This is a genomic window from Georgenia phoenicis (genome assembly GCF_047302425.1).
In the GTDB taxonomy this organism is placed as follows: Bacteria; Actinomycetota; Actinomycetes; order Actinomycetales; family Actinomycetaceae; genus Oceanitalea.
Window position 1 is genome coordinate 1 of the sequence record NZ_CP154855.1, and the last position, 26,000, is coordinate 26,000.

A 26,000-nucleotide genomic window follows, 5' to 3' on the forward strand; every position below is an offset into this window, starting at 1 on the left:
CCGTTACCTTCTAGCTATCCCTCGGGGAGTGATGTTTCGGGGGTGCTGGCCTGTCGGGCTCGGTATGGCTCTTTGCCCCCAGTCGTTGATGATCCGGGGGGTGTTGCCGCCGAGGCCGATAGGTGGCTGGTGATCGCTGATAGGGGCCGGGCCAGACACCCTCACCCGGGGGTGCGGAGTCGCCTTCGTAACGTGGATGCCGACGTCAGCCACCGCGGACAGTCCAGCGTCATTGGTCCAGGGCGGTGAGTTACGGAGGTCAGGCATGATCCAGGAACACCACCACATCGAGGTCTTCGTCGGTCTCGACGTCGGTAAGAGCGAGCACCACGCGGTTGCCTTGGACCGGACCGGGAAGGTCCTGTTCGATAAGCCGCTGCCCAACGACGAGGGGAAACTGCGCGCGATTCTGGCGAAGCTCGCCACTCACGGGCCGGTCTTGATGGTCGTGGACCAGCCCGCCACGATCGGCGCGCTGCCGCTGGCTGTCGCCCGCGACGCCGGCGCCACGGTCGGGTACTTGCCGGGGCTGTCAATGCGCCGGATCGCCGACCTACACCCGGGCAACGCCAAGACTGACGCCCGCGATGCGCTCATCATCGCCGAGGCCGCACGGACCATGCCTCACACGCTGCGGTCGATAGAGATGGCCGATGAGCAGATCGCCGAGCTGGCGATGCTCTGCGGCTTCGATGACGACCTGCGCGGGCAGATCACCGCCACGTCTAACCGGCTGCGAGGGCTGCTGACCCAGATCCATCCCGCACTCGAGCGGGTCCTGGGTAAGCATCTGGACCACCCGGCCGTGCTCGACCTGATCCAGGCCTGGCCGACCCCGGCAGACCTCAAGACGGCCGGCACCAAGCGCATCGCCACCCGGCTGACCAAGCGAGCCCCGCGCATGGGGAGGCGACTCGCCGAGGAGATCACCGCCGCGTTGGCCGAGCAGACCGTGGTCGTCGCCGGCACCAGCGCCGCCGGGGTCGTGCTGCCGCGCCTGGCCGCCCAGCTCGCCGAGCTACGCGCCCAGCGCGACGACATCGCGGCAACGGTCGAAGAACTGGTGCGCGACCACCCTCTTCACCCGGTCCTGATGTCTATGCCGGGCAATGGCATCAGGACCACCGCACGGCTCCTGACCGAGCTCGCCGGGAAGAACTTCACCTCCGCCGCACACATGGCCTCCTACGCCGGCCTGGCCCCCGTCACACGCCGCTCTGGCACCTCCATCCGCGGCGAGCATCCCAACCGGGCTGGCAACAAGGTCCTCAAACGCGCACTGTTCCTCGCTGCCTTCGCCTCCCTCAGCGACCCGGTCTCCCGCCGCTACTACGACCGCAAACGCGCCGAGGGCAAGAAGCACAACCAGGCACTCATCGCACTAGCACGCAGACGCTGCGACGTCCTCTACGCCATGCTCCGAGACGGCTCCCTCTACGACGCCCCGACACCCCTAGCCGCTTGACAAAGGAGATAGGGGCACCCTCCCGGCGGGCCGTCCGACCCGCCTCGGTGGCGATTATGCACGGGTTCTTCGAGGTTTGCTCTCCCCCATTCGAACCATTGCGGTTATGCAATGGACGCGTGACTTTAAGGTTCACCCTCCTGAGTTGCGGACGCTATTTCTCCCGGTATTCTCCCGGCGGTAGTCGGCGTGGTCGGCCCACGTGTCGATGTCGCGCACCTCACCCCGCCGCGCGGCGACCGCGGCGAGCCGCAGGGGACGGACGAGCGCCCGCACCGGCGCGCCGCGGAGCCCGCCGGCCACGTCGAGGTCGGCGACGGCGCCCTCGAGCGCCGCCCGCGAGTAGAGCCCGAGCAGCCACTGGTCACGGCCGTCGTCGTCGCTGAGCACCACCCCGTCCGCCCCAGTGGCGAGGGGCCCCTGCGCCTCGGCGAGCAGCCGGGGCACGGCAGCGGCGGCGCCGGGCAGGTCGCAGGCGAGCACGAGGACGAGTGCCTCCCCCTCGCCCAGCGCGTGCAGACCGGCGGCGATGCCGGCGACCGGCCCGCCGTGGGGCGGGTCCTCGAGGGAGCGGACGACGCCGTCGGGCACGGGCACCGCCTCGGGGGCGACGACGACGACGCGACTCGCCCCCGCCGTCGCGTCGAGGACGTGGTCGAGCAGGCGCCGGCCCCCGACCTCGACCTGCGGCTTGAGCACCCCACCGAGCCGCCGGCCGGTCCCCCCGGCCAGCACGACGGCGTCGTGGGCTAGGACCACCGCAGCAGCCCGACCTGGTCCCCGGGGGCGACGGCGTCGACGTCCTCCCCGACGACCGCGAGCGCCTGCGCCGCGGCGAGCGAGGCGACGAGGTGGGAGCCCGAGCCGCCGGCGGAGGCGGGGTGGACGGAGGGGACGGGGCCGTCGTCGACCGTGACGGGCAGGTACTGACGCCGGCCGGGTGGGCAGCGCCAGCCGACGGCGGCGCGCGCGGTGGCGAGCGGCACGCGCGCGGGCTGCCCGAGCAGGCGCCGCAGCGCAGGTGCGACGTGGACGTGGAAGGACACCATGACGCTCACCGGGTTGCCCGGCAGCGCGAAGACCGGCACCCGGCCGGCGAGGTGGCCAAAGCCCTGCGGCTTTCCCGGCTGCATCGCCACGGTGGTGAAGTCGAGCTCGCCGGACAGGGCCGCCTTGACGACGTCCTTGGTGCCCACGCTGACGCCGCCGGAGGTGACGAGGGCGTCGAGGCCGGGCAGGGCCGCCTCGACGACCGCCCGCAGCGCGTCCGGGTCGTCACCGACGGAGCCGAGCGGCACGGGCTGGGCGCCCGCCTCCCGCACGAGGCCGGCGACGAGGAGGCTGTTGGAGTCGGGGATGCGGCCGGGGCCGGGGGCCGTGCCGGGGGCGCACAGCTCGTCCCCGGTGGCGAGCACGCCCACGCGCGGGCGCGGGTGGACGAGGAGCTCGCCGTAGCCGGCCGAGACCGCGGCGGACAGGTGGGTGGCGGCCAGGACGGTGCCCGCGGTGACGACGACGTCGCCGGGGCGCACGTCCTCCCCGCGGCGGCGCACGTGAGCGCCCTCGGCGGGGGCGCGGCGCAGCAGCACGCGCGTGGGGAGCGCGGTGGCGCCCGGCGGCTGGTCGCTCAGCTCGACGGGGACGACGGCGTCCGCGCCCGGGGGCAGCGGGGCGCCGGTCATGATCCGCACGGCCCGGCCCGGGCCGACCGGGGTGGGGTCGGTCGTGCCCGCGGGGACGTCGCCGTCCACGGGCAGCGCGACCGGGGTGTCCTCCCCCGCGCCGGCGAGGTCCGCGGCGCGCACGGCGAAGCCGTCCATCGCGGAGTTGTCGAAGGGCGGCACGGCGAGCAAGGCGACGACGTCCTGCGCTAGCCGCAGCCCGTGGGCCTCGGCGACGGGCACGGGCCGCGGGGCAAGCGGCTCGACCCGGCCGAGCACCCGCTCCTGGTACTCCTCGACGCTGATCACGGGCAGTCCCCTCAGTAGACCGGCAGGCTCGGGTCGACGTCGGCCACCCAGGCGCGCACGCCGCCGTCGAGATTGGTGACGTCGGTGTACCCAGCCTCGCGCAGGACGCGCTGGGCCTGGGCGGAGCGCCCACCCGACAGGCAGTGGACGACGACGGCGTCCCCCGGCTCGACCCCGACGCTCGCCGCGGCGAGCGGGTCGGCGACGAGGCGTTCGAGCGGCACGTTGAGCGCACCGGGGATCTGGACGATGGCCCGCTCGGTCGGCTCGCGGACGTCGAGCAGGACGAAGCGGCCCCCACCGCGTTCACGGGCGGCGAGCCGCTCGGCCAGCTCGCGGGCGGTGAGGGTGGGACCGGCGTCGTCGTCGCCGTCCGGCTCGGGCTCGGCGGCGAGGACCGCGGCGGCGTGGGTGGTGACGGGCAGGCCGAGGGGGTCGTAGCCGAGCTCGGCGCGGGAGGCCGGTGGCACCGGGCAGGGCCGGGGGCGCAGCGGGAGCTCGCTCCACCGGGCGGCGAGGACGTCGAGCACGGCCACCCGGCCCAGCAGCGGCTCCCCCACCCCGGTGACGAGCTTGACCGCCTCGGCCGCCATGAGGGAGCCGACCTGCCCGCACATCGCGCCGAGGACGCCCGCCTGCCCGCACGAGGGGGTGGCCCCGGGCGGCGGCGGGGCGGGGAAGAGGTCGCGCAGCGTCACGCCCGGGTAGCCGGCCTCCTGCGGCGGGCGGGACCAGAAGACGGCGACCTGTGCGTCGAAGCGCAGGATCGAGCCCCACACGAGCGGCAGGCCGAGGTCGGCGCACACGTCGGCGACGAGGTAGCGGGTGGGGAAGTTGTCGGTGCCGTCGAGCACGAGGTCGTAGCCGCCGATGACCTCGCGAGCGTTGCTCGCGTCCAGGCGCAGGTGGTGGCGGGTGACCTCGACGTCGTCGTTGAGCGCGCGCACGTGCTCCGCGGCGGAGTCCACCTTGGGGCGCCCGACGTCCGCCGTCGTGTGGAGCACCTGACGCTGGAGGTTGGTGGCCTCGACGACGTCGTCGTCGACGATCCCGACGTGGCCCACCCCGGCGGCGGCGAGGTAGTGGAGGATCGGCGAGCCGAGCCCGCCGGCGCCCATGACGAGCACCCGCGCCGCCCGCAGCCGGCGCTGCCCGAGCTCACCGAGCTGCTCGAGGAGCAGGTGGCGGGAGTAGCGCAGCACCTGCTCGCGCTCCAGGGGCGGGCCCGGCGGGACGAGCGGCGGAAGGGGCATAAGCCCCACTGTAGGAGGCCGTCGCGGGCGCGGGGCACGTCGAACGTCCCGTGCCCCGGCCCGCGGATCGGTGAGACGCTGGGCCCATGACCTTCACCCACCTCGACCCGAGCGGGCACGCGCGGATGGTCGACGTCACCGAGAAGTCCCCGACGGTCCGCGCCGCGACGGCCACCGGACGGGTGCGCTGCTCCCCCGAGCTGGTCCGCACGCTGCGCGAGGGCACCGTCCCCAAGGGCGACGTCCTCGCCGTCGCGCGGGTCGCGGGCATCGCGGCCGCCAAGCGCACCCCCGAGCTGCTGCCCCTCGCCCACGTCATCGGGGTGCACGGCGTGACGGTGGATGTCGAGGTCGAGGACGACGGCGTGGCGATCACCGCCACCGTCCGCACGGCCGACCGCACCGGGGTGGAGATGGAGGCGCTGACGGCGGTGAGCGTCGCGGCGCTCAACGTCGTCGACATGGTCAAGGGGCTGGACCGCTCGGTGACGATCACCGACGTCCAGCTCGTGGCGAAGTCCGGTGGCCGCTCGGGCGAGTGGCGCCGTACGGAGGAGGCGCGATGAGCACGGTGAGGTACTTCGCGGCGGCCGCCGAGGCGGCGGGTCGCGAGCAGGAGCCGGTCGAGCCCGGCAGCGTCGGTGAGCTGCGCGGCGTGCTGGCCGAGCGGCACGGCGAGCGCCTCGCGCGGGTGCTCGAGCGCTGCTCGGTGCTCGTCAACGGCGTGCGCAGCGAGGACGACGCCCCTGTGGCCGAGGGCGACGTGGTGGACGTCCTCCCACCCTTCGCCGGCGGCTGAGCTCGCGCCCGCGCTCGCGCCACCCTCTGTCCGGCGCGAGCGCACGCGACTGTGACGAGCGCGGGCATCACGACGCCCGCGCTCGTCCATTCCACCTGCGGTCGCGGCCGAACGGTCCTCGTCAGCCGCCGATGGCGCTCATGGGGCGGTCGGGCTGGAGGAAGCCGGGGTCGTTGATCCCGTGCCCGGGCAGCTTGCCGGCGATGCAGCGGTGCAGCACCCGCGCGAGGTCGTCGTCGGTGCCGCCGCCGCGCAGCGGGGTGAGGAGGTCGGACTCCTCGCGCGAGAACAGGCAGTTGCGCAGCTGGCCGTCGGCGGTGATCCGCACGCGGTCGCAGGTGCCGCAGAAGGGCTTGGTCACCGAGCGGATGACGCCCACGGTCGTGGGGCCGTCGTCGACGAGGAATCGCTCGGCAGGCGCGGACGAGCGGCCGGGCAGCGGCGTCAGCGTGAACTCCGTGGCGAGCTGGTCGAGGATCTCCTCCCCGCGCACCATCTTCACCCGCGACCACACGTGGCCGGCGTCGAGCGGCATCTGCTCGATGAAGCGGACCTCCAGGGCCCGCTCGGTGGCGAAGCGGACGAGGTCGACGATCTCGTCGTCGTTGACGTCGCGCATGGCCACGGTGTTGATCTTGACCGGCGCGAGACCAGCGGCGCGGGCCGCCTCGATGCCGTCGAGGACGTCGGTGAAGCGGTTGCGGCGGGTGAGCTCGTGGAAGCGGTCGGCCCGCAGGGTGTCGAGGCTGATGTTGACGCGCTGCAGGCCGGCGTCGGCGAGGTCCTGGGCGAGCTTGGGCAGCAGCAGCCCGTTCGTCGTCATCGACAGCTCGAGCGGCCCCTCCGGCCCCTCGATCGTCGCCATCCGCGCGACGACGTCGACGACGTCCTTGCGCAGCAGCGGCTCGCCACCGGTGAGCCGGACCGTGGCGATGCCCAGCGCCGCCCCGACCTCGGCCACCCGGACGAGCTCGTCGGTCGTGAGGATGGAGTCGCGGTGCAGCCACGGCACGCCCTCGGCCGGCATGCAGTAGGTGCAGCGCAGGGAGCACTTGTCGGTGAGCGAGATGCGCAGGTCGGTGTGGACGCGGCCGAAGCGGTCGACCATCGGCCGGCGGAGCTCGGGGGAGACGGCGACGCTCATGCCGATCCCACCCACGTGTGGCTGCCGTCGTCGAGGACCTGCTTCTTCCACACCGGCAGCCGGGCCTTGACCTGCTCGACGAGCTCCCGGCACACGGTGAAGGCGAGGTCGCGGTGGGAGCTGGCGGCGCAGGCGAGGATGGCGACGTCACCGATGCCGAGGACACCGACGCGGTGGCTGACGGCCACGCGCACGTCGTCGTGCTCGGCGACGACCTCGGCGGCGATCTCGGCGAGGGTGCGGGCGGCGTCGGGGTGGGCGCTGTACTCGAGCTGCACGACCGGCCCGTCGGCGTCGGGGCTGTGGTCGCGGACCTGCCCGGTGAAGGTGGCGACGGCCCCCGTCGCGGACGTGGACACGGCGGCGAGGTGGGCCGCCAGGTCGAGCGGCTCCTCGCTCATCGCGGTGAGCGTGACGTCCCCCATCAGTGGTCTCCCCCGTCGAGCTGGTCGAGGATGTGGCCGAGCAGCGGGCCGACGACGGCGACCGTGTCGCTCACCCCACCCGGGCTGCCGGGCGCGTTGACGACGACGGCGCTCCCCACGGTGCCGACGAGCCCGCGGCTGAGCACGGCGGCCGGTGCGGTGCCGTGCCGGCGCACCGCCTCGGCGACGCCGGCGAGCTCGCGCTCGAGGAGCGGGCCGGTGGCTTCCGGGGTGCGGTCGGTGGGGCTGACGCCGGTGCCGCCCGTGGTGAGGACGACGCGAGCGCCGTCGGCCAGGGCGGTGCGCAGCGCCTCGCGGACCGGTTCCTCGCCGTCCGGGACCACCCGGACCGGCCCCACGGCGCAGCCGAGCTCGGCGAGCAGCCGCACGGCGAGGGGGCCCGACAGGTCCTCGCGCTCACCTCGGCTGCACCGGGTGGACACGGTGAGGACCGTCGCGGGCACGTTGTCGAGCATTGAGCCAGGCTACGTGATCCCCACCCGTCAGCACCCGTACCGAGGTCCCGGCTGACGCGCCCCGCGGACGGGTCTACGATGGCCAGTCGATGAGGGGAGGGCCGGGTGTGAGCCTCGCCGACGCGCCACAGTGGCTCGTCTCCGCGTTCGTGCGTAGTGCCGTCGCCGTTGGCGCGACCGCACCGCGCGAGCAGATCCAGCGCACCGCGCGCGAGCTCGTGGAGCGCTGGCAGGAGCCCGAGCGCAGCTTCCACAACCTCCGTCACCTCATCGACGTCCTCGCCCGGGTCGACGAGCTCGCCGAGGAGACGCACGTCCCCGACGTCGTCCGCCTGGCGGCCTGGTACCACGGCGCCGTCTTCAACAGCTCCGCGCAGGTGGCCTACGCGCGCCGCGGCGGGGAGGACGAGGTGGCCAGCGCCGAGCTCGCGCGTGAGCAGCTCGCCGCACTCGGCGTCCCCGAGGACGTGACGCGGCGGGTCCACGAGCTCATCACCACCCTCGCCGGGCACGACGCCGACGAGCACGATGTCGACGCCCTCGCCCTGTGCGACGCCGACCTCGGCACGCTCGCGGTCGAGCCGCAGCGCTACTCCGCCTACAAGCGCGCGATCCGCCAGGAGTACGCGCACATCCCCGAGGTCGACTACGTGGCCTCGCGCCTGACGATCCTCAGCCGGCTGCTGCAGCGGCGACGACTCTTCGTCAGCCCCTTCAGCCTCTCGTGGGAGGAGCCGGCCCGGGAGAACCTCACGGCCGAGCTCAGCCACCTCAAGGCACGGCTGGCCGAGCTCGGCGGCACCGAGCCCGAGGTGGAGGAGGCCGCGCACGGGTGCGGGAGCGCGACGAGCTGGCCCAGCCGCGGGCCGGCCGCGGCTCCTCCGCCCGCGGTGCCGCCCCCCGTGGCCTTGGCCGCGCCGCGGCCGGCCGAGGAGGACGCGCCTGCCCCGCCCCCGCCGGTGCGCGCCCCCGAGCCTCGTGGTGCCGTGACCCCGGACGAGGCGGGCGACGACGACGAGTCGGCGCTGTCGGGGATCGAGCGCGACCCGGACTTCGAGCTGCGCCGCCGCATCCGGCGCAAGCGGCGGGCTGCCGCACAGCTCCGGGACGAGGCCGAGCCGTCCCCAAGCGCGCTCTTCCGACCCCCGCCCCGGCTGCCGCGCTCCTAGCGTCGTCCCCAGGTGCCGGACCACGGGGGTGCGGCCGACGGGAGGAGACGACCATGACCCGCTTCGAGGTCGACAGTGCCGAGGTCGAGGCAGCCGCCTCACGGGCCCGGCACAGCGCCGGGACGATCCACACCGAGGTGGCCGGGATGATGACCCAGCTCCTCGACCTGCAGAGCACGTGGAGCGGCGCCGCCGCCGAGAGCTTCGCGGCGGTGGCGCAGGAGTGGCGTGCCACCCAGCAGGTGGTCGAGCACTCGCTCGCGCAGATCACCGAGGCCTTGGACCTGGCCGCGCGCACCTACGCGGACGCCGAGACCAGCGCCCACGGGCTCTTCGCCCGCTGAGCCGCGGAGCGCCGCGCCAGCCCCCTCCCCGGGAGGTCGCCCGGCCCGACCCCCACGGCAGCCGGGCGCTTCCCGGGGAGGCTTCGGGCCCGGACGTCCGGGCCCGGCCCGTCTCCCGGCGCCGACAGCTGGATGCTCCGGAGGGGAGGTCTGGTTCAGCCCGCGCGGAGGTGGGTGAGCTCGGCGGTGACGTTGCGGCGGGCGGCGGCCTCCCACAGCCGGGCCCCGGTGTTCGTGGCGAAGAGGCGGGGGCGGTCGAGGAGCCGCTCCAGGACCGCCGCGCGCCCGCGTCGGAAGTCCGGCTCGGGCACGTGGCCGTACTCGGCGCGGACCCGCTCGGCGTAGGTGCGGTAGGCCTCGGGTGTGCCGCCGAGCACCCCGAGGTCGGCGTCGCACAGCACCTGCCCGGGCACGTCGTCGGGCGAGGTGTCGTGTCCGGCGGTGAGGAGGACGAGCCGGGACACCTCGGCGGCCTCGGCGTGGCCGAGGACCGGTCCGAGCAGTGCCGTGGCGAGGGCGGCGGAGGCCTGCTCGTCGGCGGGGGTGGCGCCGTCGTGCACGGCGTCGTGGCACCACGCCGCGAGCCGGACGGCCCGATCGACCGGCTCGCCGCCGTCGGCGAGGAGGGCGAGGCGGTCGAGGACCTCCCGCAGGTGGTCCACACCGTGGTAGACGCGGTGCGGCTCGGCCCAGCGGGAGGCGAGCTCCTCCCCGATCTCGGGGTGCCCGGGCACGAGGAGGGCCCAGCGGCGGGTCAGCTCGGTGCGGGCGGGACGGTCGGCGGCGCGCACGCGCAGCCGGCTGGCGCGCAGGCGGCGGATCAGCTCGTGGCCGTCGACGTGCTCCGCGCCGGCGGCGACGAGCTCGGCGTGCCGCTCGGCGGGGACGTCGTAGTGGTCGAGGTCGAAGGACCGGCGCGGCAGGTCGTTCCGGGCGGCGAAGTCGTGCAGCTCGGCGAGGCTGGAGTCGGAGACGAGGTGCGCCCACAGGGTGCCGTGCGCGGGCCAGCGCGGGGTGTCGACCAGGACCGCCACGCTCCGCCTCCGTCTCCCGCCGCTGCCGGCGCAGGCCCCCATTGTCCATGCCCGCACGCCCGCTTCACGCCGAGACGGCGACAGCCGGGCCCCTCTGGCGAGGAGCCCGGCTGTCACTGCATCCAGGGGATGGGTGGGATCAGAACCCGCCCATACCGCCCATGTCGTCGCCACCGGCCGGGGCGGCAGCTGCCTTCTCCGGCTTGTCGGCCACGATGGCCTCGGTGGTGAGGAACAGGCCGGCGATCGAGGCCGCGTTCTCCAGGGCGGAGCGCGTCACCTTGACCGGGTCGGCGATGCCGGCGGCCAGCAGGTCCTCGTACTCGTCGGTGGCGGCGTTGAGGCCCTGGCCCGCGGGGAGGTTGCGGACCTTCTCCGCCACGACGCCGCCCTCGAGGCCGGCGTTGATCGCGATCTGCTTGAGCGGGGCGTCGGCCGCGACCTTGACGATGTTCGCGCCGGTCGCCTCGTCACCCTCGAGACCGAGGTCGGTGTCGAAGGCGTCCTTGGCGGCCTGGATGAGGGCGACGCCACCACCGGCGACGATGCCCTCCTCCTGGGCGGCCTTGGCGTTGCGGACGGCGTCTTCGATGCGGTGCTTGCGCTCCTTGAGCTCGACCTCGGTGGCCGCGCCCGCCTTGAGGACGGCAACGCCGCCGGCGAGCTTGGCGAGGCGCTCCTGGAGCTTCTCGCGGTCGTAGTCCGAGTCGGAGTTCTCGATCTCGGCGCGGATCTGCGCGACCCGGCCCTCGATCTGCTCGGGGTTGCCGGCGCCCTCGACGATGGTGGTCTCGTCCTTGGTGACGACGACCTTGCGGGCCTGGCCCAGCAGGTCGAGGTCGGCGGTCTCGAGCTTGAGGCCGACGGTCTCGGAGATGACCTGGCCGCCGGTGAGGATGGCCATGTCCTGCAGCATCGCCTTGCGGCGGTCGCCGAAGCCCGGGGCCTTGACGGCGACGGACTTGAAGGTGCCGCGGATCTTGTTGACGACGAGCGTGGCCAGGGCCTCGCCCTCGACGTCCTCGGCGATGATCGCCAGCGGCTTGCCGGACTGGATGACCTTCTCGAGGAGGGGCAGCAGGTCCTTGACGTTGGAGATCTTCGACTCGACGAGCAGGACGTAGGCGTCCTCGAGGACGGCCTCCTGGCGCTCGGCGTCGGTGACGAAGTAGGGCGAGATGTAGCCCTTGTCGAAGCGCATTCCCTCGGTGAGCTCGAGCTCGAGGCCGAAGGTCTGGGACTCCTCGACGGTGATGACGCCCTCGGCGCCCACCTTGTCGATGGCCTCGGCGATGAGCTCCCCGATGGCCTGGTCGCCGGCGGAGATCGCGGCGGTGGCGGCGATCTGGTCCTTGGTCTCGACCGGCTTCGCCTGGGCGAAGAGCTGCTCGATGACGGCCTTGACGGCCTTGTCGATGCCGCGGCGCAGCGCGATGGGGTTCGCACCGGCGGCCACGTTGCGCAGGCCCTCGCGGACGAGCGCCTGGGCGAGGACGGTCGCCGTCGTCGTGCCGTCACCGGCGACGTCGTCGGTCTTCTTCGCGACCTCCTTGACCAGCTCGGCGCCGATCTTCTCGTAGGCGTCCTCGAGCTCGATCTCCTTGGCGATGGACACGCCGTCGTTGGTGATCGTGGGGGCGCCCCACTTCTTCTCCAGGACGACGTTGCGGCCCTTGGGGCCGAGCGTGACCTTCACGGTGTCGGCGAGCTGGTTGAGCCCGCGCTCCATACCGCGACGGGCCTCCTCGTCAAAGGCAATCATCTTTGCCATGGGGTAGATCCTCCGCTTGTAGCGTGGCTGGGTCGGCCAGTGCCCGCGACGGACGGCCCGCACGCCGGGCGGTCACGTCCCGCCGGCTCGCGGACCTCACTGGGTCGATCCGAGTCTGTTGTCACTCTCAGCACGAGAGTGCTAACCCCGATCTTGGCACTCTCATGGCGAGAGTGCAAGGCGCCGACCACCGCCTCACACGCCGAGAGCTGGATTCCTCCCGGGGAGGAATCCAGCTCTCGCCGCATGGGGGTTCTCCACGTCGCTGTGAAGGACGCGGCCCACCCTAGGTGTGAGCCCGCTCACGGTCAATGCCCTCGGTCAGCGCCCGGCGTAGTCCCCGCGCAGGACGACGGCGATCTCGACGTTCTGGGTGGCGGAGGGCGCCTCGACGCGGTTGTCGATGCCGAGGATCTCCCCGATCTCCCGGGCCGTCGCCGCGAGCTCGGCGTTGCGGTAGTAGAGCGTCGTCTCGGCCGGGGACCCCGCGGTGTAGTCCGCCGCGCCCACCGTGGTGAAGCCGGCGGCGGCGAGCTCCCCGGCGAGCCGGCCGGCGAGGCCGTTGATGCCCGCACCGTTGAGGACCGACACGGAGGCGGTGAGGACGACCTCCTCCTCGGGCTCCGTCGTCTCCTCTGGGGTCGTCTCCTCCGGTGCGGGAGTGGTGGGCGCCTCGCCCGTGGGCTCGCCCCCGGTGGGGCTCTCGGCCGGGCCGGTCGCGCTCTCGACCGGCGCGGGCGCAGGCTCGGCCTGGGTGTCCTCGCCGTCGCCGCCGGCGAGGAGGCTCACCGCGCCCCACGCGAGGAGGGGGACGAGGACGATGACGGCGAGGAAGGGGGCGAGGGCGCGCAGGAGTGACCGCGGCTCGCGGTGCACGCCCTGGGGGCCGCGGTCGCGGCCGGCGACGTCGAACTCGTCCTCGGGATACTCACTCACGCGAGCAGGCTAGCCGTTCGTGGCGCCACGACGCGGACGGTGTCAGTGGGAGGGGCTCAGCCGGCGGCCAGAGCGCTCGCGCTGGCGGGCGTCGCGCATCCGCCGCAGGCGCTTGACAAGCATGGGGTCGGCCGCGAGTGCGGCCTCGGTGTCGATGAGGGAGTTGAGCACCTGGTAGTACCGGGTGGCGCTCATGTCGAAGAGGTCGCGGATCGCCGTCTCCTTGGCGCCGCCGTACTTCCACCACTGCCGCTCGAAGGCGAGGATCTCGCGCTCGGTGTCACCGAGCGCGGCCTGCGGACCCAGCGCGTAAGCGGTGTCCATGTCTCCTCCTCCTGCCCGGCGCGTCGAGTCGGCGCCGCGACCACCCCATGCTAGAGGGGAATGACAGCGATGTCATTACCCGGCGCCCATCGCCGCCGCAGCCCCGTCAACCACTTCACCTACGCCTGGCTACACTTCCCGGCGTGCGACCCCTCGGTGAGCTCCTCGACCCCGGCTGGGCCCGGGCGCTGGCCCCGGTGGAGGACCGCATCCACGCGATGGGGGACTTCCTGCGGGAGGAGGTCGCCGCCGGGCGCGGCTACCTGCCCGCCGGTCCGGACGTGCTGCGGGCCTTCACCCGGCCCTTCGCCGACGTCCGCGTCATCGTCGTCGGGCAGGACCCTTACCCCACCCCCGGCCACCCGATGGGACTGTCCTTCTCGGTGCAGCCGGACGTGCGGCCCGTCCCGCGCAGCCTCGTCAACGTCTTCCGCGAGCTCGTCGACGACGTCGGTACCCACCCGCCGTCGACGGGTGACCTCTCGCCGTGGGCGGACGACGGCGTACTCCTGCTCAACCGGGTCCTCACCGTCCAGCCGGGTAAGCCCGCCTCGCACCGCGGGAGGGGCTGGGAGGAGGTGACCGAGCACGCGATCCGGGCGCTCGTCGAGCGGGGCACCCCGCTCGTCGCGGTCCTGTGGGGCAACCAGGCGCAGACGCTGCGGCCGCTGCTCGGGGACGTCCCGGTCGTCGCGTCCGCGCACCCGAGCCCGTTGTCCGCGTCCCGCGGGTTCTTCGGCTCCCGCCCGTTCTCCCGGGCCAACGCGCTGCTCGCCGAGCAGGGCGGACGGCCGGTCCGGTGGGCCCTGCCCTGACGCGGTGGCAGGATCGGCGGGTGTCCACGCACCTGTCCGCCGCCCCGCCCTGGGGCCGCTACGTCGCCATCGGGGACTCCCTCACCGAGGGCATGGTCGACCCCGACCCGCAGGACCCGGAGCACCACCGCGGCTGGGCCGACCTGCTCGCCGCCGCGCTCTCGCGCCGCCGTGTCGCGGCCGGCCACCCGCCCCTGGAGTACGCCAACCTCGCGGTCCGTGGGCGGCTCCTCGGCCAGATCCTCAGCGAGCAGCTGCCGACCGCACGCGACCTGCGCCCGGATCTCGTCTCGGTCACCGGAGGCGGCAACGACATCCTGCGCCCCGGGGCGGACGTCGACGCACTGCTCCGCGAGCTCGAGGAGGCTGTCGCCGGCGTGCGGGCCACGGGCAGCGACGTCCTGCTCGTCACCGGCACCGACCCCGCGGGCGCGCCGGTCATCCGGCTCACCCGGTCGAAGGTCGCCGTCTTCAACAGCGGGCTGTGGTCGATCGCCCACCGCCACGGCGCCCACGTCCTCGACCTGTGGGGCATGCGCTCGCTGCGCGACTGGCGGATGTGGGCGGAGGACCGCATCCACCTGTCGACGGCGGGGCACGAGCGGGTGGCGCAGGCCGCCCTCGTCGGGCTCGGGCTCGTCCCGGACCACGAGGCCTGGGACGACCCGCTCGCTCCCCTGCCGCCGGAGGCACGCGCCGAGCGCTGGCGCGGCAACGCCCGGTGGGCGCGGGCTTACGCGCTGCCGTGGGTGCAGCGGCGCCTGCGCCGGCAGTCCTCCGGTGACCTGCGCCGGGCGAAGTACCCGGAGCCGGTCACCGTCGAGACCACCTGACTACTTGAGCACCACCGAGAGCAGGCCGCTGCCGTAGCCGTGCACGTCGACGGTCGCGTCCAGGCGCGGGCCGTAGCTGCGCAGCCAGGTGGCGATGTCCGCGGGCAGCGGCCCGGCCCCGGAGTCGTGGACGGACTCGAGGCGCAGGTGCGGCGCGTCGCCGACGTTGAACAGGGCCGAGGTGACGTTGAGGACCTCGGTGACGTTCTCGAGCAGCGTCTCGTCCAGCGGGCCGAGGGACGCGCGCGCGGCGCGGGCGGGGATGAGCGCGATCGCGCCGCCGAGCGCCGCGGCGAGGTGGGTGTCGACGGCCACGAGGGCCTCGCCCTTGAGAAACTGGGTGACGTACACGCCGACGACGACGCCGGGCTCGGTCGCGGGGGTGACGGACTCCTCGGCCAGCGCGATCTCGCAGTCGCGGCCGACGAGCATGGTGAACAGGTCGCGCAGCTCCTTGAGCGGCGGGATCGGGGTCGTGGCGCTCATGCGAGGAAGGGGTCGATGGTCGAGCGGAACGAGTCCGGGGTGAAGGGCTTGGCGATGAGGAACAGCGCCCCCTCGCTCTCGGCGAGCTCCCGCATCTGCGGGGAGCCCTCGGAGGTGATGAAGCCCAGCGGGATGTCCGCCCCGGAGGCGTTGAGACCACGCAGCAGGTCGATGCCCGTCATCTCGGGCATGTTCCAGTCCGAGAGCACGAGGTCGGGCTGCTGGGCGAGCGCGAGCTCGAGAGCCTCCGCGCCGTTGGTGGCCTCGATGACCTCCCAGTCGCCGTAACCCGCCTGGCGCAGGGTCCGGATGACGATCTGTCGCATGACCTTGCTGTCGTCGGCGACGATGACTCGCAGGCTCACTGCGTGTCCTCCTTTGCGTCGGGGTTGGTGTCCAGCTCCCACATGGAGATGACGAGGTGGTCCTGGTGCCACTGGAGCGAGGTCTCCCACAGGAGGTCGCCGGTGGGCTGGGTGCCGTCGAGTGCGACGACGGGAAGGCTGAGGGTGCTGCGGTCGGCCATGAGGCCCTTGATGTTGCCACCGATGACGTTGGCGATCTCGCCGAGCGCATCGCGCAGGTCTTCAGTATCCACCGGATCGGCGGGGTCCATGGCGAGCAGGGCGCGGGCGATCCGGTCGGCGGTGCCGCGGCTGGTGGCCACGACGGTACGCACGGGGTGCTCCCCCTGGATCTCGACCCAGGCGCGGACGGGCTCGGCGATGACGACGGCCTCGCCCGCGGTGTCGGTGAGCAGCCCCGGTTCGCCGTCGATCATCGCAGTGAACATGTCTTGCGCGATGGTGACGACGTGGTCGGCCATGGTGGCGGTCATGCGATCTCCTCGGTGGGGACGAGCCCGAGCATCTCCAGCTTGCCCTTGAGTGCGTCCGGCGTGAACGGCTTGATGAGGTACTCGTGGGCGCCGGCCGCGAGCGCACGCACGATCTGGTCGTGCTCGGACTCGGTCGTCACCATCATGAGCGTGATGCCGCGCCACTCCCGGCGGGCGCGGACGGCGTAGACGAAGGACAGCCCGTCCATGACCGGCATGTTCCAGTCGACGCACGCGAGGTCGAAGCTGCTGTCGGCCTCGAGGACGGCGAGGGCTGCGGCGCCGTCGCCGGCCTCCTCGGTCGTGTAGCCGAGGTCCTGCAGCAGGCGCGAGACGATCCGGCGCATCGCGCGCGAGTCGTCGATGACGAGAGCTCTCATGAGATGCCTCCAGGCACTCGGTAGACGGAACCGTGGGTCGTCGGGACGCGCTCCCACGCGTCGTCGATACCCACCATGGACTCGGCGGCCCCGAGCACGAGGAAGCCGCCCGGTCGCATGGCACGGCGGGTACGGGCGAGGATGTCGCGCTTCGTGGCGGCGTCGAAGTAGATGAGCACGTTGCGCAGGAAGACGATGTCGAAGGGCCCACCCGCCGGCGCAGGGTGCAGGAGGTTGTGCTGGGCGAAGGTGATCTGGCGCCGCAGCTCCTCCTTGACGCCCCAGCCGGCACCGGAGCGGTCGAAGTAGCGCACGAGCATGGCCGCGGGCAGCCCGCGGTTCATCTCGAGCTGGCTGTACTGGCCGCTTCGCGCCTGGGCGAGGACCGCCGTCGAGAGGTCGGTGGCGAGGACGGAGAAGCGCCGCTCCCCCGTCTCCAGCAGCGTCATGGCGATGCTGTAGGGCTCCTGCCCCGTGGAGCAGGCCGCCGACCACACTCGCAGCGTGCCCGGGTTCTGCGCCCGAGCCGCGGGCAGGATGTGCTGGCGCAGCACCGTGAAGGGTGAGTTGTCGCGGAACCACGAGGTCTCGTTCGTCGTCAGTGCCTCGACGACGCGGGTGACCTCGCTACGGTCGGGGCTGCGGCGCACGTCGCGCACGTAGCTGTCGACCGCCGTCGGACCGGTGAGGCCGCGCTCCCGGGCGAGGGGCATGAGGCGGCTCTCGACGAGGTACTCCTTGCCCGGCGCGAGCTGGATGGCGCTGTGGGTGCGCACCAGCTCGGCGACGTAGCCGAAGGTCTCCGGGGACACGCTCATCGGCGCGCCTCCGCCATGACTCGTTTCATTGCGCTGGCGATCTCCGGTAGGGGAAGGAGGGCGTGGGCGTGGCCGGCGGCCGCTGTCGCGCCCGGCATGCCCCACACGACGGACGTGGCCTCGTCCTGGACGAGGACGGTCCCTCCGGCGTCGGCGACCTGCCCCGCACCGGCGGCGCCGTCGGCGCCCATCCCGGTGAGGACGACGGCGAGCAGCTCGCCACCGAGAGCGGTGACGGCGGAGCGGAAGAGCACGTCGACCGACGGGCGGCTGTAGTTGACGGGCGGGGTGTCGGTGAGGCGGCCACGCAGGGCGCCTCGATCGCTCACCATCGTGAGGTGCCGACCGCCCGGGGCGACGTAGACGTGCCCGGGCAGGAGGGCGACGCCGTCGGTGGCCTCGACCACGGTGGTCGGGCCGAGGCGGTCGAGGCGCTCGGCGAGCTGACGGGTGAAGACGGCGGGCATGTGCTGGACCACGGCGACCGGGACCGGCGGCGCCTCCGTGAGCCCGCCGACAACCTCGGCGAGGGCGGCCGGGCCGCCGGTGGAGGAGCCCAGAACGACGGCGCGGACGGGCGTGGTGCGGGCGGTCGTGGGACGCACGCGGACGGGGCCGCGGGCGCTGGGGGTGGGGCCCGACGCAGCGGCGGGCACGGTGCCGGCGCCTCGCGGCGCGGCGGACCGGCGGCCGGGGACGAGCGCGTGGATCTTGGGGACCAGCTCCTCGACCACCCGGCGCAGCCCGTCCTGGAGGCTGCCGACCCCGGAGGGCTTGGCCACATAGTCGGTGGCGCCCGCGGACAGCGCCTCGAGGGTGGCTGCCGCACCGCGCTCGGTGAGCGTGGAGAACATGATGATCGGCATGCGGTGACCGGAGGTCCGCAGCGCGCGGACGGTGGAGATGCCGTCGAGCTCGGGCATCTCGATGTCCATGGTCACGAGGTCGGGGGCGAGCTGCTCGACCTTGCCGAGGGCGAGGCGCCCGTTGGCCGCGACACCCACGACCTCGATGCCGGGGTCGGCCGCCAGTGCCTGGGTGACGAGTCGGCGGATGACGACGGAGTCGTCGACGACGAGCACGCGAACGCTCATGACAGGCTCCTCCTCTCGAGGTGCTCTGCCGCCCGGCGGGCGGCGGTGGTGTTGGTGGTGGTGGTGACGCTCGTCAGTAGCGGAACTGGTCGACGCGGCGCTGCAGCTCGGCGGACATCCGCGCGAGCTCGGTGACGGACTGGCCGATCTCGCTCACGGTGCCGACGGCCTCGCGGGCGTCGCCGGCGACGGCGGTGATGTTGACGGCGATCTCGCCGGTGCCGGCCGCGGCCTCCGAGATGGACCGGGTGATCTCCTGGGTGGTGGCGGTCTGCTCCTCCACGGCCGAGGCGATGGTGAGCTGGCGCTGGTTGATGGCGCCGACGATGTCGGCGATCTCCCGCATCGCGTCGGCCGCGCTGCCGGTGTCGCCCTGGATGGCCTCGACCCGGCGGGCGATGTCCTCGGTCGCCCGCGCGGTCTGCTGCGCGAGCTCCTTGACCTCACCGGCGACGACGGCGAAGCCCTTGCCGGCCTCACCGGCGCGCGCGGCCTCGATGGTCGCGTTGAGGGCGAGCAGGTCGGTCTGGTCGGCGATCGAGGTGATGACCTTGACGACCTCGCCGATCTCCTGGGAGGAGCCACCGAGACGGACGACGGCGGTGGTCGTGCCCTCGGCCACCTCGGCGGCGCGGGCGGCGACCCGCGCGGCCTCCTCGGCGTTCTGGGCGATCTCGCGGATGGAGGAGCCCATCTGCTCGGAGCCCGCGGCGGCGGTGCGGACGTTCGTCGAGACCTGCTCGGCCGCGGCGGCCACCGTGCCGCTGAGGCTGGCGGTGTGGGAGAGGCCGGCGTTCATCTGCTCGCTGCCGGCGGCGAGCTGCTCGGCGGCCGCGGCGACGGTGCGGGTGGCCCCGCCTACCTCGGCGAGGAGCGTGCGCAGGCTGCCCTGCGCGGTGCCCAGCGCCTGGGCCATCTGGCCGATCTCGTCGCGGCTCGTCACGGGGGCCGTCACGGTGAGGTCGCCCTGGGCCAGGGCCTCGAGGGAGTGGTGCACGCCCCGGATGGTGGACCGGATGCTGCGGCCGGTGAGCCGCAGCAGGGTGGTGCCGGCGGCGAGCGCGATCAGGCCGAGCACGGTGATGAGGGTGGAGTACCGCCCGGCCGTCGCGCTCGCCTGCTCCGCGACGCCGCTGAGGTCGACACCGTCCTGCGCGGCGAGCGCCACGACCTCGGTGACCTCCGCCGCGATGACGCCCATGCCGCTGTAGGCGATCGAGTTGATGACGACGAGCGCAAGCCCGTAGACACCGCCGACGAGGAGGAACTTGCGCGCGAGGCTCATGCGGCCGAGCACGGAGGTGTGCGGGTGCTGCGCAGGCGCTGCGGGCGCGGTGGACGGTTGCGGGCGCGGCGGCGCGTACGTGGTGGTCATCGTCAGTCCTCGGGCGTCTCAGAAGGCGAATCGCGCGACGCGGTCACGCAGCTCTGTGGACAGGTCGGACAGCTCGGTGCCCTCGGTGCTCATCTCTGCGAGGACCGAGTCGAGGGTGCTGGCAGCAGTGGCGAGCACGGTGACGTTCTGGGCGATCTCACCGGAGCCCGCGGCGGCCTCGGACAGCCCGCGGCTCATCTCGTTGGTCGTGGCCGTCTGCTCCTCCACCGCCGAGGCGATGGTCATCTGCAGGTCGTTGATCGAGCCGACGATGCGGGAGATCTCGTCGATCGCCTTCACGGCGGCGCCTGCGTCACCCTGGATCGACTCGATCCGTCGGGCAATGTCCTCGGTGGCCCGGGCGGTCTCCTGGGCCAGCTCCTTGACCTCACCGGCGACGACGGCGAAGCCCTTGCCGGACTCGCCGGCGCGGGCGGCCTCGATGGTCGCGTTGAGGGCGAGGAGGTTGGTCTGCTCGGCGATGGTCGTGATGACCTTGATGACGTCACCGATCTCCTGGGAGGAGGTCCCGAGCTGGGCGACCGTGACGTTCGTCGACTCCGCGACGGTCGTCGCACGGGTCGCCACGGCCGCGGCCTCGCCGGCGGTGCGGGCGATCTCGCGGATGGAGGCACCCATCTCCTCGGCGCCGGCCGCGACGGTCTGGACACTGGCGGAGACCTGCTCGGCAGCGGCTGCGGCGGCAGAGCTCTGCACGGAGGTCTGGGCGACCTCCTGGGCGACGCGACTAGTGCGGGACTCCAGGCTCTGCGAGGCGCCCGACACGCGCTGCGCGGACTCACCGACGGCGCCGACGAGCTCGCGGACCGAGCCCACGCCGTCGTCGAGGGCGGCGCCCACGTCACCGAGCTCATCGGTGACGCTGAGCTCGGAGCGGGCGGTGAGGTCACCGGCGCGCAGGCGCTGGGCGACGTGGTGCAGGCGGGCGATCCGGCGCAGGAGGAGCCGCGTGGTACGGGAGGCGAAGAGCAGCGCGAGGGCGAGTCCCATGACACCGGTGGCCGTCAGCCCGACGATGGTGGACTGCTGGGAGTCGGCCTGGGCCGCCTGGATCCTGGCGAGCTCCTCGGCGGCGAGCGTCTGCGCCTCGTCGACGATCGCGAGGACGGTGGAGTAGGCGGCGCCGGCCTCCCCGTCGTTGATGGACTCGAGGGCCGTCTGCCGCCCCTCGGGGGTGTCGAGGGCGAGCCACTCGACCACCTGGGCGTCCCAGCTGAAGAAGTCCTCCCAGGCCGGCCGCAGCCGGTCGAAGATGGCGGCCTCGGCGGGGTCCAGCTCGACGGCGTCGAGCTCGTCGAGCCACGTCTCGATGGCTTCACGCGAGTCGGCCATGCCCTGCATGTTGTAGGAGTCGGGAGCCAGGCCTGCCTCGGTGCCGAGGATGGCGACGTCGGAGAGGTAGAGCGCCTGCCACCCGGTGGCGTCGGCGATCTGGAAGCGCGCCTCCTCGGCGAGCTGGGCGACGCCCTGGGCGCGGCGCAGCTCCTCGCTCAGCTCACGCTGCTCGACGTTGCCGGCGACACCGATACCAGCCGCAACGACGGCAAACAGCGCGACGACGCCGAAGGTCAGGTACAGCCGGCGGCCGACGCCGATGCGGCGAGCGCGTCGGGTGCTCCCGCCGGCAGTACCGGGGCGAACGGGAGCCGTCGCGGTCAGCGGTGCCCGCGCCTGGGGCGCCGCTGCGAGCATGGTGGTCATCAGTCGCCTTCTCAGTAACGGAACTGCTCGACGCGGGTGCGGAGGTCGGCGGACATGCCGGCCAGGCCGTCAGCCGACTCGGTGAGCTGGGTCAGGGTGTCCTTGGCCTCGGCGCTGGAGTCGGCCACAGCGGTGATGCTCCCGGCGATCTCGCCGGAGCCGGTCGCGGCCTCGCCGACGGAGCGCGACATCTCGTTGGTCGTGGCCGTCTGCTCCTCCACCGCCGAAGCAATGGTCAGCTGCAGGTCGTTGATCGACTCAATGATTCGGGAGATCTCCCCGATCGCGTCGACCGCGCCGGTGGCGTCGACCTGGATGGTCTCGACCCGGCGGGCGATGTCCTCGGTCGCCTTGGCCGTCTCCTGTGCCAGCTCCTTGACCTCCCCGGCGACGACGGCGAAGCCCTTACCCGCCTCGCCGGCCCGGGCAGCCTCGATCGTCGCGTTGAGTGCCAGCAGGTTGGTCTGCTCGGCGATCGTGGTGATCACCTTGACAACCTCACCGATCTCCTGGGAGGAGGTCCCCAGCTTGGTCACCGTGGCGTTGGTCGCCGCTGCGACTTCGGTGGCCCGGGCGGCGACGTTGGCGGCCTCGTTGGCGCTGTGGGCGATCTCCCGGATGGAAGCGCCCATCTGCTCTGCGCCGCTCGCTACGGCCTGGATGTTGTTGGACACCTGCTCCGCGGCGGCGGCGACCACGCCGGACTGTGCCGCCGTGTCCTCAGACGCAGCAGCGAGCCGGCCGCTGTCGGCGGAGACCTCGCCGGCCGAGGAGGCGACCTGCTGCGACGTCGCCGCCACCTCCGCGATGAGCGCCCGCAGGCGCGTCTGGGCGGTGGCCAGGGACTCGGCCACCTGACCGATCTCGTCCCGGGAGGTCACCACCGGCTCGGCGGTGAGGTCGCCCTGGGCCATCGCCTCGGTCGCACGCCGGATCTCGTTGACCGAGCGGCGCACGGAGCGCACGATGATGACGGCGATGAAGGCGCCGAACGCCAGGCCGGCAATACCGAGAACGGACATCACGGTGATGTTCTGGGCTGCCTGCGCGTCCAGCTGCTCCGTCGCTGCCGTTCTGATCTCGAGCTCTTCCGCATCCGCCTGCTGGAGCGCGGCCTCATACTCGGCGATCCGCGACCTGATCTCGACGACGAGAGCCGGGTCGATGCCTGCACCGTCGCCGGAGAGGATGGACGACAGCAGCTCGTCACGCAGACGAAAGGCCTCGTCGTAACTCTCCACAAACGCGTGCCAGTGGGGCGAGACCCCGGCGGGGCTGTCCGTGTAGGCGTCGATCAGCTCTGCCGTGGCCGCGTCGTTCGTCGCCTGCTGGTCCAGCAGCGCCTGCTGGGCCGCGGGGTCCTGCGTTCCGCGGATCTGCTCGAAGAGCAGCTGCGCCCGCACGGCACCCTCGACGATCTGTCCGCGCACGTCGCTCAGCTCGTTGATGCCGGCGAGCTCGGCCGAGCCGCTCTGCAGGTCGCGCATGGTCGTGATCGCGAAGGAGTTCGTGCCCAGGATGATGACGGCGAGCACCGCCACCAGGCCGCCGAGCTTGCCGGCGAGGGACAGTCCCTTGAGGGAGCCGGCGCGCTGCTTCCTGGGAGAAGCCGGCGTCGGTGCTGAGAGGTCGGTCGCTGGGCGAGCGGTCGCTGGTGCGGGAGGGGCGAGCGTAGTAGCCATGGTTCCTTCGATCTCTGTAGTGCGCCGTCAGGCCGCGGTGACGGCGTCGACGTCGAGGGCGAGGAGGAGGCGGCCGTCGAGCTTGTAGGCGCCACGGATCACCTCGCGCAGCTCGGGGCTCAGCGTCTGCGGCGGGGTCTCGAACTGCTCGTCGTCGACCTCCGCGACGTCACCGATGGCGTCGACGAGGAGCGAGACGGGCTCGCCGCCGAGCTTGACGACGACCATCATCGGCTCGCTCGCCTCACGGATGGGCAGGCCGAGACGGGTCCGCAGGTCGAGCGCGAGGACGACCTGGCCGCGGAGGTTGACGAGGCCAGCCACCTCGGCCGGTGCGAGCGGCACACCGGCCGTCGCGCGGAAGGGCAGCACCTCCTGCACCTGGCCGACGCCGATGCCGTAGAGGTTCTCACCAAGGGTGAAGGTGACGTACTGGGTGCTCATCAGATCCTCACCAGGTCCTCGTCGAGAGCGGAGGTGTCGAAGGGGGCGATGCCGACGGCGTGGAGCAGCTCGCTGACGTCGAGGAGCTCGGTGACGCGCTCCTTGATGACGGTGGAGCCGGTCAGGCCGGTGTCCTCGAGCCCGCTGCGGTTGCCCGGGTCGTCGGTGACGATGTCGACGATCTCGCCGACGACGACGGCGACCGTCACGCCACCGGAGGTGAGGACGATGACAAGGAGCTCCTCGGGCTCCTCGTAGCTCATCGCACCGAGCACCCGGTCGAGGCGGGCGACGGGCAGGAGGTCGCCGCGGTACTGGACGACCTCGCGGCTGCCGACCCGCTCGAGGCGGTCGGCGGGCATGCGCTCGAGGCGGGTGACGTCGGCGAGCGGGATCGCCACGCGGCGGCCCTCGCCGATCGCGACGACGAGCAGCTGCTGCTCGGTGCTGCTCGCCCGCGTCTCGCGGCCCGCGCTGGAGCGCGTGAGCTGGCCCAGCTCCCCGACGAGGGCGCGCCGGGCGATGGCCTGGACGTCGAGGATGAGCGCGACGTCCCCGTCCCCGAGCACCGTGGCGCCGGAGTAGAGGCCGATCTGCTTGATCCGCGAGGAGATGGCCTTGACGACGATCTCCTCGTTGTTGAGGACCCGGTCGACGATGAGGCCGAAGCGCTGCTCGTCCGCCTGGAGGACGGCGATGGTGCACGAGGCCCGCTCCTCCGGCTCCAGGCCGAGGACCTCGGCGAGGGAGACCAGCGGCAGCAGCGCGCCACGCAGCCGGTAGACCGGCGCGGTGCCGACGTACTCGAGCTGGGTGGACTCGACGGCCACGAGCTCGAGGAGGTTTGTCTGGGCGATCGCGTAGGTGCGCACGCCGCACTGGACGGTGAGCGCCGGCATGATCGCCAGGGTCAGCGGGATGCGCAGGCGCCACGTGGTGCCCTCACCGGGCTGGGACTCGACGTCCACCGAGCCACCGATGGCCTCGATCTTCGTGCGGACCACGTCCATGCCGACACCGCGGCCGGACACGTTGGTCACCGTCTTGGCGGTGGAGAAGCCGGGGAGGAAGAGGAGCTCGTAGATCTCCTGCGCGGACATCATCCGCACCTGCTCCTCGGTGCGCAGGCCCTTGGAGACGGCGCTGGCGGCGACGGCGTCGGGGTCGATGCCGTGGCCGTCGTCGGCGATCTCGACGATGACCTGGCCGCCGGCGTGGTAAGCGCGCAGCGTGACGTGGCCCTGCTCGGGCTTGCCGGACGCGACACGCTCCTCGGGGGCCTCGATGCCGTGGTCGACGGCGTTGCGCACGAGGTGCGTCAGCGGGTCCTTGACGGCCTCGAGGAGGGAGCGGTCGAGCTCGGTCTCGCCGCCGAGCATGGAGAGGGACACCTTGCGGCCGAGCATGGCGGCGAGGTCGCGCACGACGCGCGGCATCTTGTTCCACACGTGCTCGATGGGCTGCATGCGCGTCTTCATGACGCCCTCCTGCAGCTCGGTGGCGATGAGGCTGAGCCGCTGCGCCGAGCGGGCCAGCTCGACGTCCTCACCGCGGTCAGAGAGCCGGTCGAACTGGTTGCGCACGAGCACGAGCTCGCCGACCTGGCGCATGAGGGAGTCGAGGAGCTCGATGTCCACGCGGATGGAGCTCTCGGCGGCGTTGCGGTGGTGCTCGGGCTCGCGCCCGCCCTCGGTGACCTCCGCCGCGGCGGGGACCGACGCGGGGGCGGCCGGCTGCTCGCCCGTGCGGCGCTTGCCGATGACCTTCCTGACCGGTGCGGCCGGGGGCGCGACGGGCTCGGGCTCGGGAGCCTCCGCCGCGGGCGTGGCTGCCTCCGGCCCTGCCACCTCTGCCTCCTGCGCGGGCGCCTCGGGCGCGGCGGCGGGCTCCGGTGTGGCGGTGCCCTCCTGGACGGCGACGATCCGGGCGATCGTGGGCTCGACGTCGAGGTCGTCGCCCCGTCCATCCTCGATGGAGGTGAGGATGGCGCGGAGCGTGTCGACGAGGGCGAGGAGGACGTCGGTGGTCGCCTGGTCCATCTGGCGCGCGCCGTCGCGGAGCTCGGCGAGCAGGCTCTCACCCGTGTGCGAGACCCTCTCGAGGTTGGTGTACCCGAGGAACCCGCTCGTGCCCTTGATCGTGTGGACCGTGCGGAAGATGCTGCTCAGCAGCTCCCGTGAGGTCGGCGCGCCTTCCAGCGCGACCAGGTCCTGGTCGAGCTGGTCGAGGTTCTCGTAGCTCTCGACGAGGAACTCGTGGACGATCTCATCCATGCCATCCACCGGCGGACCTCCATGAATCCGTATCGGTCTGTGCGCTTCCTGCGCACTCCCTCTTCATCGGCGACTTCTCGCGAGTTTTGAGGTGTCGGTAGGAACAACGCACGGCGGGCCCGCAGTCGCG

28 protein-coding genes are annotated in these 26,000 nt (G+C 73.0%); 7 read left to right on the forward strand and 21 right to left on the reverse strand.

The genetic code is table 11. The annotated features are described in order from the left end of the window. Positions 1–265: 265 nt before the first annotated feature. A complete protein-coding gene (locus tag AA0005_RS00005; protein ID WP_413450582.1) occupies positions 266–1,465 on the forward strand; it encodes an IS110 family transposase in 1,200 nt (399 codons plus the stop codon). 132 nt (positions 1,466–1,597) lie between these two features. On the opposite strand, the gene AA0005_RS00010 is transcribed toward AA0005_RS00005, so the two are convergent. Genes AA0005_RS00010 through AA0005_RS00020 form a run of 3 tightly spaced genes read right to left on the reverse strand, consistent with a single transcriptional unit; the run spans position 1,598 to position 4,688 of the window. Beyond that, complete coding sequence (locus AA0005_RS00010) at positions 1,598–2,224, reverse strand: molybdenum cofactor guanylyltransferase (RefSeq protein WP_413451390.1); 627 nt, start codon at positions 2,222–2,224, stop codon at positions 1,598–1,600. Beyond that, positions 2,215–3,435, reverse strand: coding sequence for a gephyrin-like molybdotransferase Glp (gene glp / locus AA0005_RS00015; RefSeq protein WP_413451391.1), 1,221 nt, complete (start codon positions 3,433–3,435; stop codon positions 2,215–2,217). The genes AA0005_RS00010 and glp overlap by 10 nt, the downstream gene beginning before the upstream one ends. An 11-nt stretch (positions 3,436–3,446) precedes the next feature. After that, complete coding sequence (locus AA0005_RS00020) at positions 3,447–4,688, reverse strand: ThiF family adenylyltransferase (RefSeq protein WP_413451392.1); 1,242 nt, start codon at positions 4,686–4,688, stop codon at positions 3,447–3,449. A gap of 86 nt (positions 4,689–4,774) precedes the next feature. On the opposite strand from AA0005_RS00020, the gene moaC reads away from it, so the two are divergent. Beyond that, on the forward strand, positions 4,775–5,254 hold the full coding sequence (gene moaC / locus AA0005_RS00025) for a cyclic pyranopterin monophosphate synthase MoaC (RefSeq protein WP_413451393.1): 480 nt from the start codon (positions 4,775–4,777) through the stop codon (positions 5,252–5,254). Continuing rightward, on the forward strand, positions 5,251–5,487 hold the full coding sequence (locus tag AA0005_RS00030; RefSeq protein WP_413451394.1) for a MoaD/ThiS family protein: 237 nt from the start codon (positions 5,251–5,253) through the stop codon (positions 5,485–5,487). Before moaC ends, AA0005_RS00030 begins: the two co-directional genes overlap by 4 nt. A gap of 121 nt (positions 5,488–5,608) precedes the next feature. Here the strand turns inward: AA0005_RS00030 and moaA are convergent, their stop codons facing one another. Genes moaA through AA0005_RS00045 form a run of 3 tightly spaced genes read right to left on the reverse strand, consistent with a single transcriptional unit; the run spans position 5,609 to position 7,532 of the window. Beyond that, on the reverse strand, positions 5,609–6,631 hold the full coding sequence (gene moaA / locus AA0005_RS00035) for a GTP 3',8-cyclase MoaA (RefSeq protein WP_413451395.1): 1,023 nt from the start codon (positions 6,629–6,631) through the stop codon (positions 5,609–5,611). Beyond that, positions 6,628–7,056 (reverse strand): molybdenum cofactor biosynthesis protein MoaE, encoded by a 429-nt coding sequence (locus AA0005_RS00040; protein WP_413451396.1) that lies wholly within the window; start codon positions 7,054–7,056, stop codon positions 6,628–6,630. Before AA0005_RS00040 ends, moaA begins: the two co-directional genes overlap by 4 nt. Continuing rightward, on the reverse strand, positions 7,056–7,532 hold the full coding sequence (locus AA0005_RS00045) for a MogA/MoaB family molybdenum cofactor biosynthesis protein (RefSeq protein WP_413451397.1): 477 nt from the start codon (positions 7,530–7,532) through the stop codon (positions 7,056–7,058). The genes AA0005_RS00040 and AA0005_RS00045 overlap by 1 nt, the downstream gene beginning before the upstream one ends. Before the next feature lie 107 nt (positions 7,533–7,639). Here AA0005_RS00045 and AA0005_RS00050 point away from each other — a divergent pair, with 107 nt between their 5' ends. Together AA0005_RS00050 and AA0005_RS00055 are read left to right on the forward strand one after the other, a co-directional pair. After that, positions 7,640–8,701: a hypothetical protein gene (locus AA0005_RS00050; RefSeq protein ID WP_413451398.1), complete on the forward strand. Its 1,062-nt coding sequence runs from the start codon at positions 7,640–7,642 to the stop codon at positions 8,699–8,701. 53 nt (positions 8,702–8,754) lie between these two features. After that, on the forward strand, positions 8,755–9,045 hold the full coding sequence (locus AA0005_RS00055; RefSeq protein ID WP_413451399.1) for a WXG100 family type VII secretion target: 291 nt from the start codon (positions 8,755–8,757) through the stop codon (positions 9,043–9,045). Positions 9,046–9,200: 155 nt separating this feature from the next. Here AA0005_RS00055 and AA0005_RS00060 read toward each other — a convergent pair whose 3' ends face one another. From AA0005_RS00060 to AA0005_RS00075, 4 genes are all read right to left on the reverse strand, one after another. Continuing rightward, complete coding sequence (locus AA0005_RS00060) at positions 9,201–10,079, reverse strand: DUF4031 domain-containing protein (protein WP_413451400.1); 879 nt, start codon at positions 10,077–10,079, stop codon at positions 9,201–9,203. A 139-nt stretch (positions 10,080–10,218) separates the two neighbouring features. Continuing rightward, the gene (gene groL, locus AA0005_RS00065) at positions 10,219–11,850 is read right to left on the reverse strand and encodes a chaperonin GroEL (protein WP_413451401.1); all 1,632 of its coding nucleotides are present in this window, start codon (positions 11,848–11,850) and stop codon (positions 10,219–10,221) included. 321 nt (positions 11,851–12,171) lie between these two features. Next, on the reverse strand, positions 12,172–12,786 hold the full coding sequence (locus tag AA0005_RS00070) for a LytR C-terminal domain-containing protein (protein WP_413451402.1): 615 nt from the start codon (positions 12,784–12,786) through the stop codon (positions 12,172–12,174). Positions 12,787–12,828: 42 nt separating this feature from the next. Then, positions 12,829–13,110 carry a DUF3263 domain-containing protein gene (locus AA0005_RS00075; RefSeq protein ID WP_413451403.1) on the reverse strand — a complete coding sequence of 94 codons (282 nt, stop codon included), beginning with the start codon at positions 13,108–13,110 and terminating at the stop codon, positions 12,829–12,831. A 143-nt stretch (positions 13,111–13,253) separates the two neighbouring features. Between AA0005_RS00075 and AA0005_RS00080 the strand changes: the two genes are divergently transcribed. Continuing rightward, positions 13,254–13,925 (forward strand): uracil-DNA glycosylase, encoded by a 672-nt coding sequence (locus AA0005_RS00080; RefSeq protein ID WP_413451404.1) that lies wholly within the window; start codon positions 13,254–13,256, stop codon positions 13,923–13,925. A gap of 20 nt (positions 13,926–13,945) precedes the next feature. Further along, positions 13,946–14,758: an SGNH/GDSL hydrolase family protein gene (locus tag AA0005_RS00085; protein WP_413451405.1), complete on the forward strand. Its 813-nt coding sequence runs from the start codon at positions 13,946–13,948 to the stop codon at positions 14,756–14,758. Here the strand turns inward: AA0005_RS00085 and AA0005_RS00090 are convergent, their stop codons facing one another. The 11 genes from AA0005_RS00090 to AA0005_RS00140 form a co-directional block, all read right to left on the reverse strand. Then, a complete protein-coding gene (locus AA0005_RS00090; RefSeq protein WP_413451406.1) occupies positions 14,759–15,244 on the reverse strand; it encodes a hypothetical protein in 486 nt (161 codons plus the stop codon). It abuts the gene before it with no gap. Continuing rightward, positions 15,241–15,609 carry a response regulator gene (locus AA0005_RS00095; protein ID WP_413451407.1) on the reverse strand — a complete coding sequence of 123 codons (369 nt, stop codon included), beginning with the start codon at positions 15,607–15,609 and terminating at the stop codon, positions 15,241–15,243. Before AA0005_RS00095 ends, AA0005_RS00090 begins: the two co-directional genes overlap by 4 nt. Then, positions 15,606–16,082: a chemotaxis protein CheX gene (locus AA0005_RS00100; RefSeq protein ID WP_413451408.1), complete on the reverse strand. Its 477-nt coding sequence runs from the start codon at positions 16,080–16,082 to the stop codon at positions 15,606–15,608. Before AA0005_RS00100 ends, AA0005_RS00095 begins: the two co-directional genes overlap by 4 nt. Continuing rightward, on the reverse strand, positions 16,079–16,462 hold the full coding sequence (locus AA0005_RS00105; protein WP_413451409.1) for a response regulator: 384 nt from the start codon (positions 16,460–16,462) through the stop codon (positions 16,079–16,081). Before AA0005_RS00105 ends, AA0005_RS00100 begins: the two co-directional genes overlap by 4 nt. Continuing rightward, a complete protein-coding gene (locus AA0005_RS00110; protein ID WP_413451410.1) occupies positions 16,459–17,280 on the reverse strand; it encodes a CheR family methyltransferase in 822 nt (273 codons plus the stop codon). Before AA0005_RS00110 ends, AA0005_RS00105 begins: the two co-directional genes overlap by 4 nt. After that, entirely contained in the window at positions 17,277–18,374 is a 1,098-nt protein-coding gene (cheB, locus tag AA0005_RS00115; protein ID WP_413451411.1) for a chemotaxis-specific protein-glutamate methyltransferase CheB, read from the reverse strand. The genes AA0005_RS00110 and cheB overlap by 4 nt, the downstream gene beginning before the upstream one ends. Before the next feature lie 73 nt (positions 18,375–18,447). Then, positions 18,448–19,749, reverse strand: a complete 1,302-nt coding sequence (locus AA0005_RS00120; protein ID WP_413451412.1) for a methyl-accepting chemotaxis protein — start codon at positions 19,747–19,749, stop codon at positions 18,448–18,450. An 18-nt stretch (positions 19,750–19,767) separates the two neighbouring features. Then, positions 19,768–21,471 (reverse strand): methyl-accepting chemotaxis protein, encoded by a 1,704-nt coding sequence (locus tag AA0005_RS00125; RefSeq protein WP_413451413.1) that lies wholly within the window; start codon positions 21,469–21,471, stop codon positions 19,768–19,770. Between the two features lie 11 nt (positions 21,472–21,482). Continuing rightward, a complete protein-coding gene (locus AA0005_RS00130) occupies positions 21,483–23,153 on the reverse strand; it encodes a methyl-accepting chemotaxis protein (RefSeq protein WP_413451414.1) in 1,671 nt (556 codons plus the stop codon). 27 nt (positions 23,154–23,180) lie between these two features. Continuing rightward, positions 23,181–23,597 carry a chemotaxis protein CheW gene (locus AA0005_RS00135; RefSeq protein ID WP_413451415.1) on the reverse strand — a complete coding sequence of 139 codons (417 nt, stop codon included), beginning with the start codon at positions 23,595–23,597 and terminating at the stop codon, positions 23,181–23,183. Further along, a complete protein-coding gene (locus AA0005_RS00140; protein WP_413451416.1) occupies positions 23,597–25,870 on the reverse strand; it encodes a chemotaxis protein CheA in 2,274 nt (757 codons plus the stop codon). Before AA0005_RS00140 ends, AA0005_RS00135 begins: the two co-directional genes overlap by 1 nt. Positions 25,871–26,000: the final 130 nt, after the last annotated feature.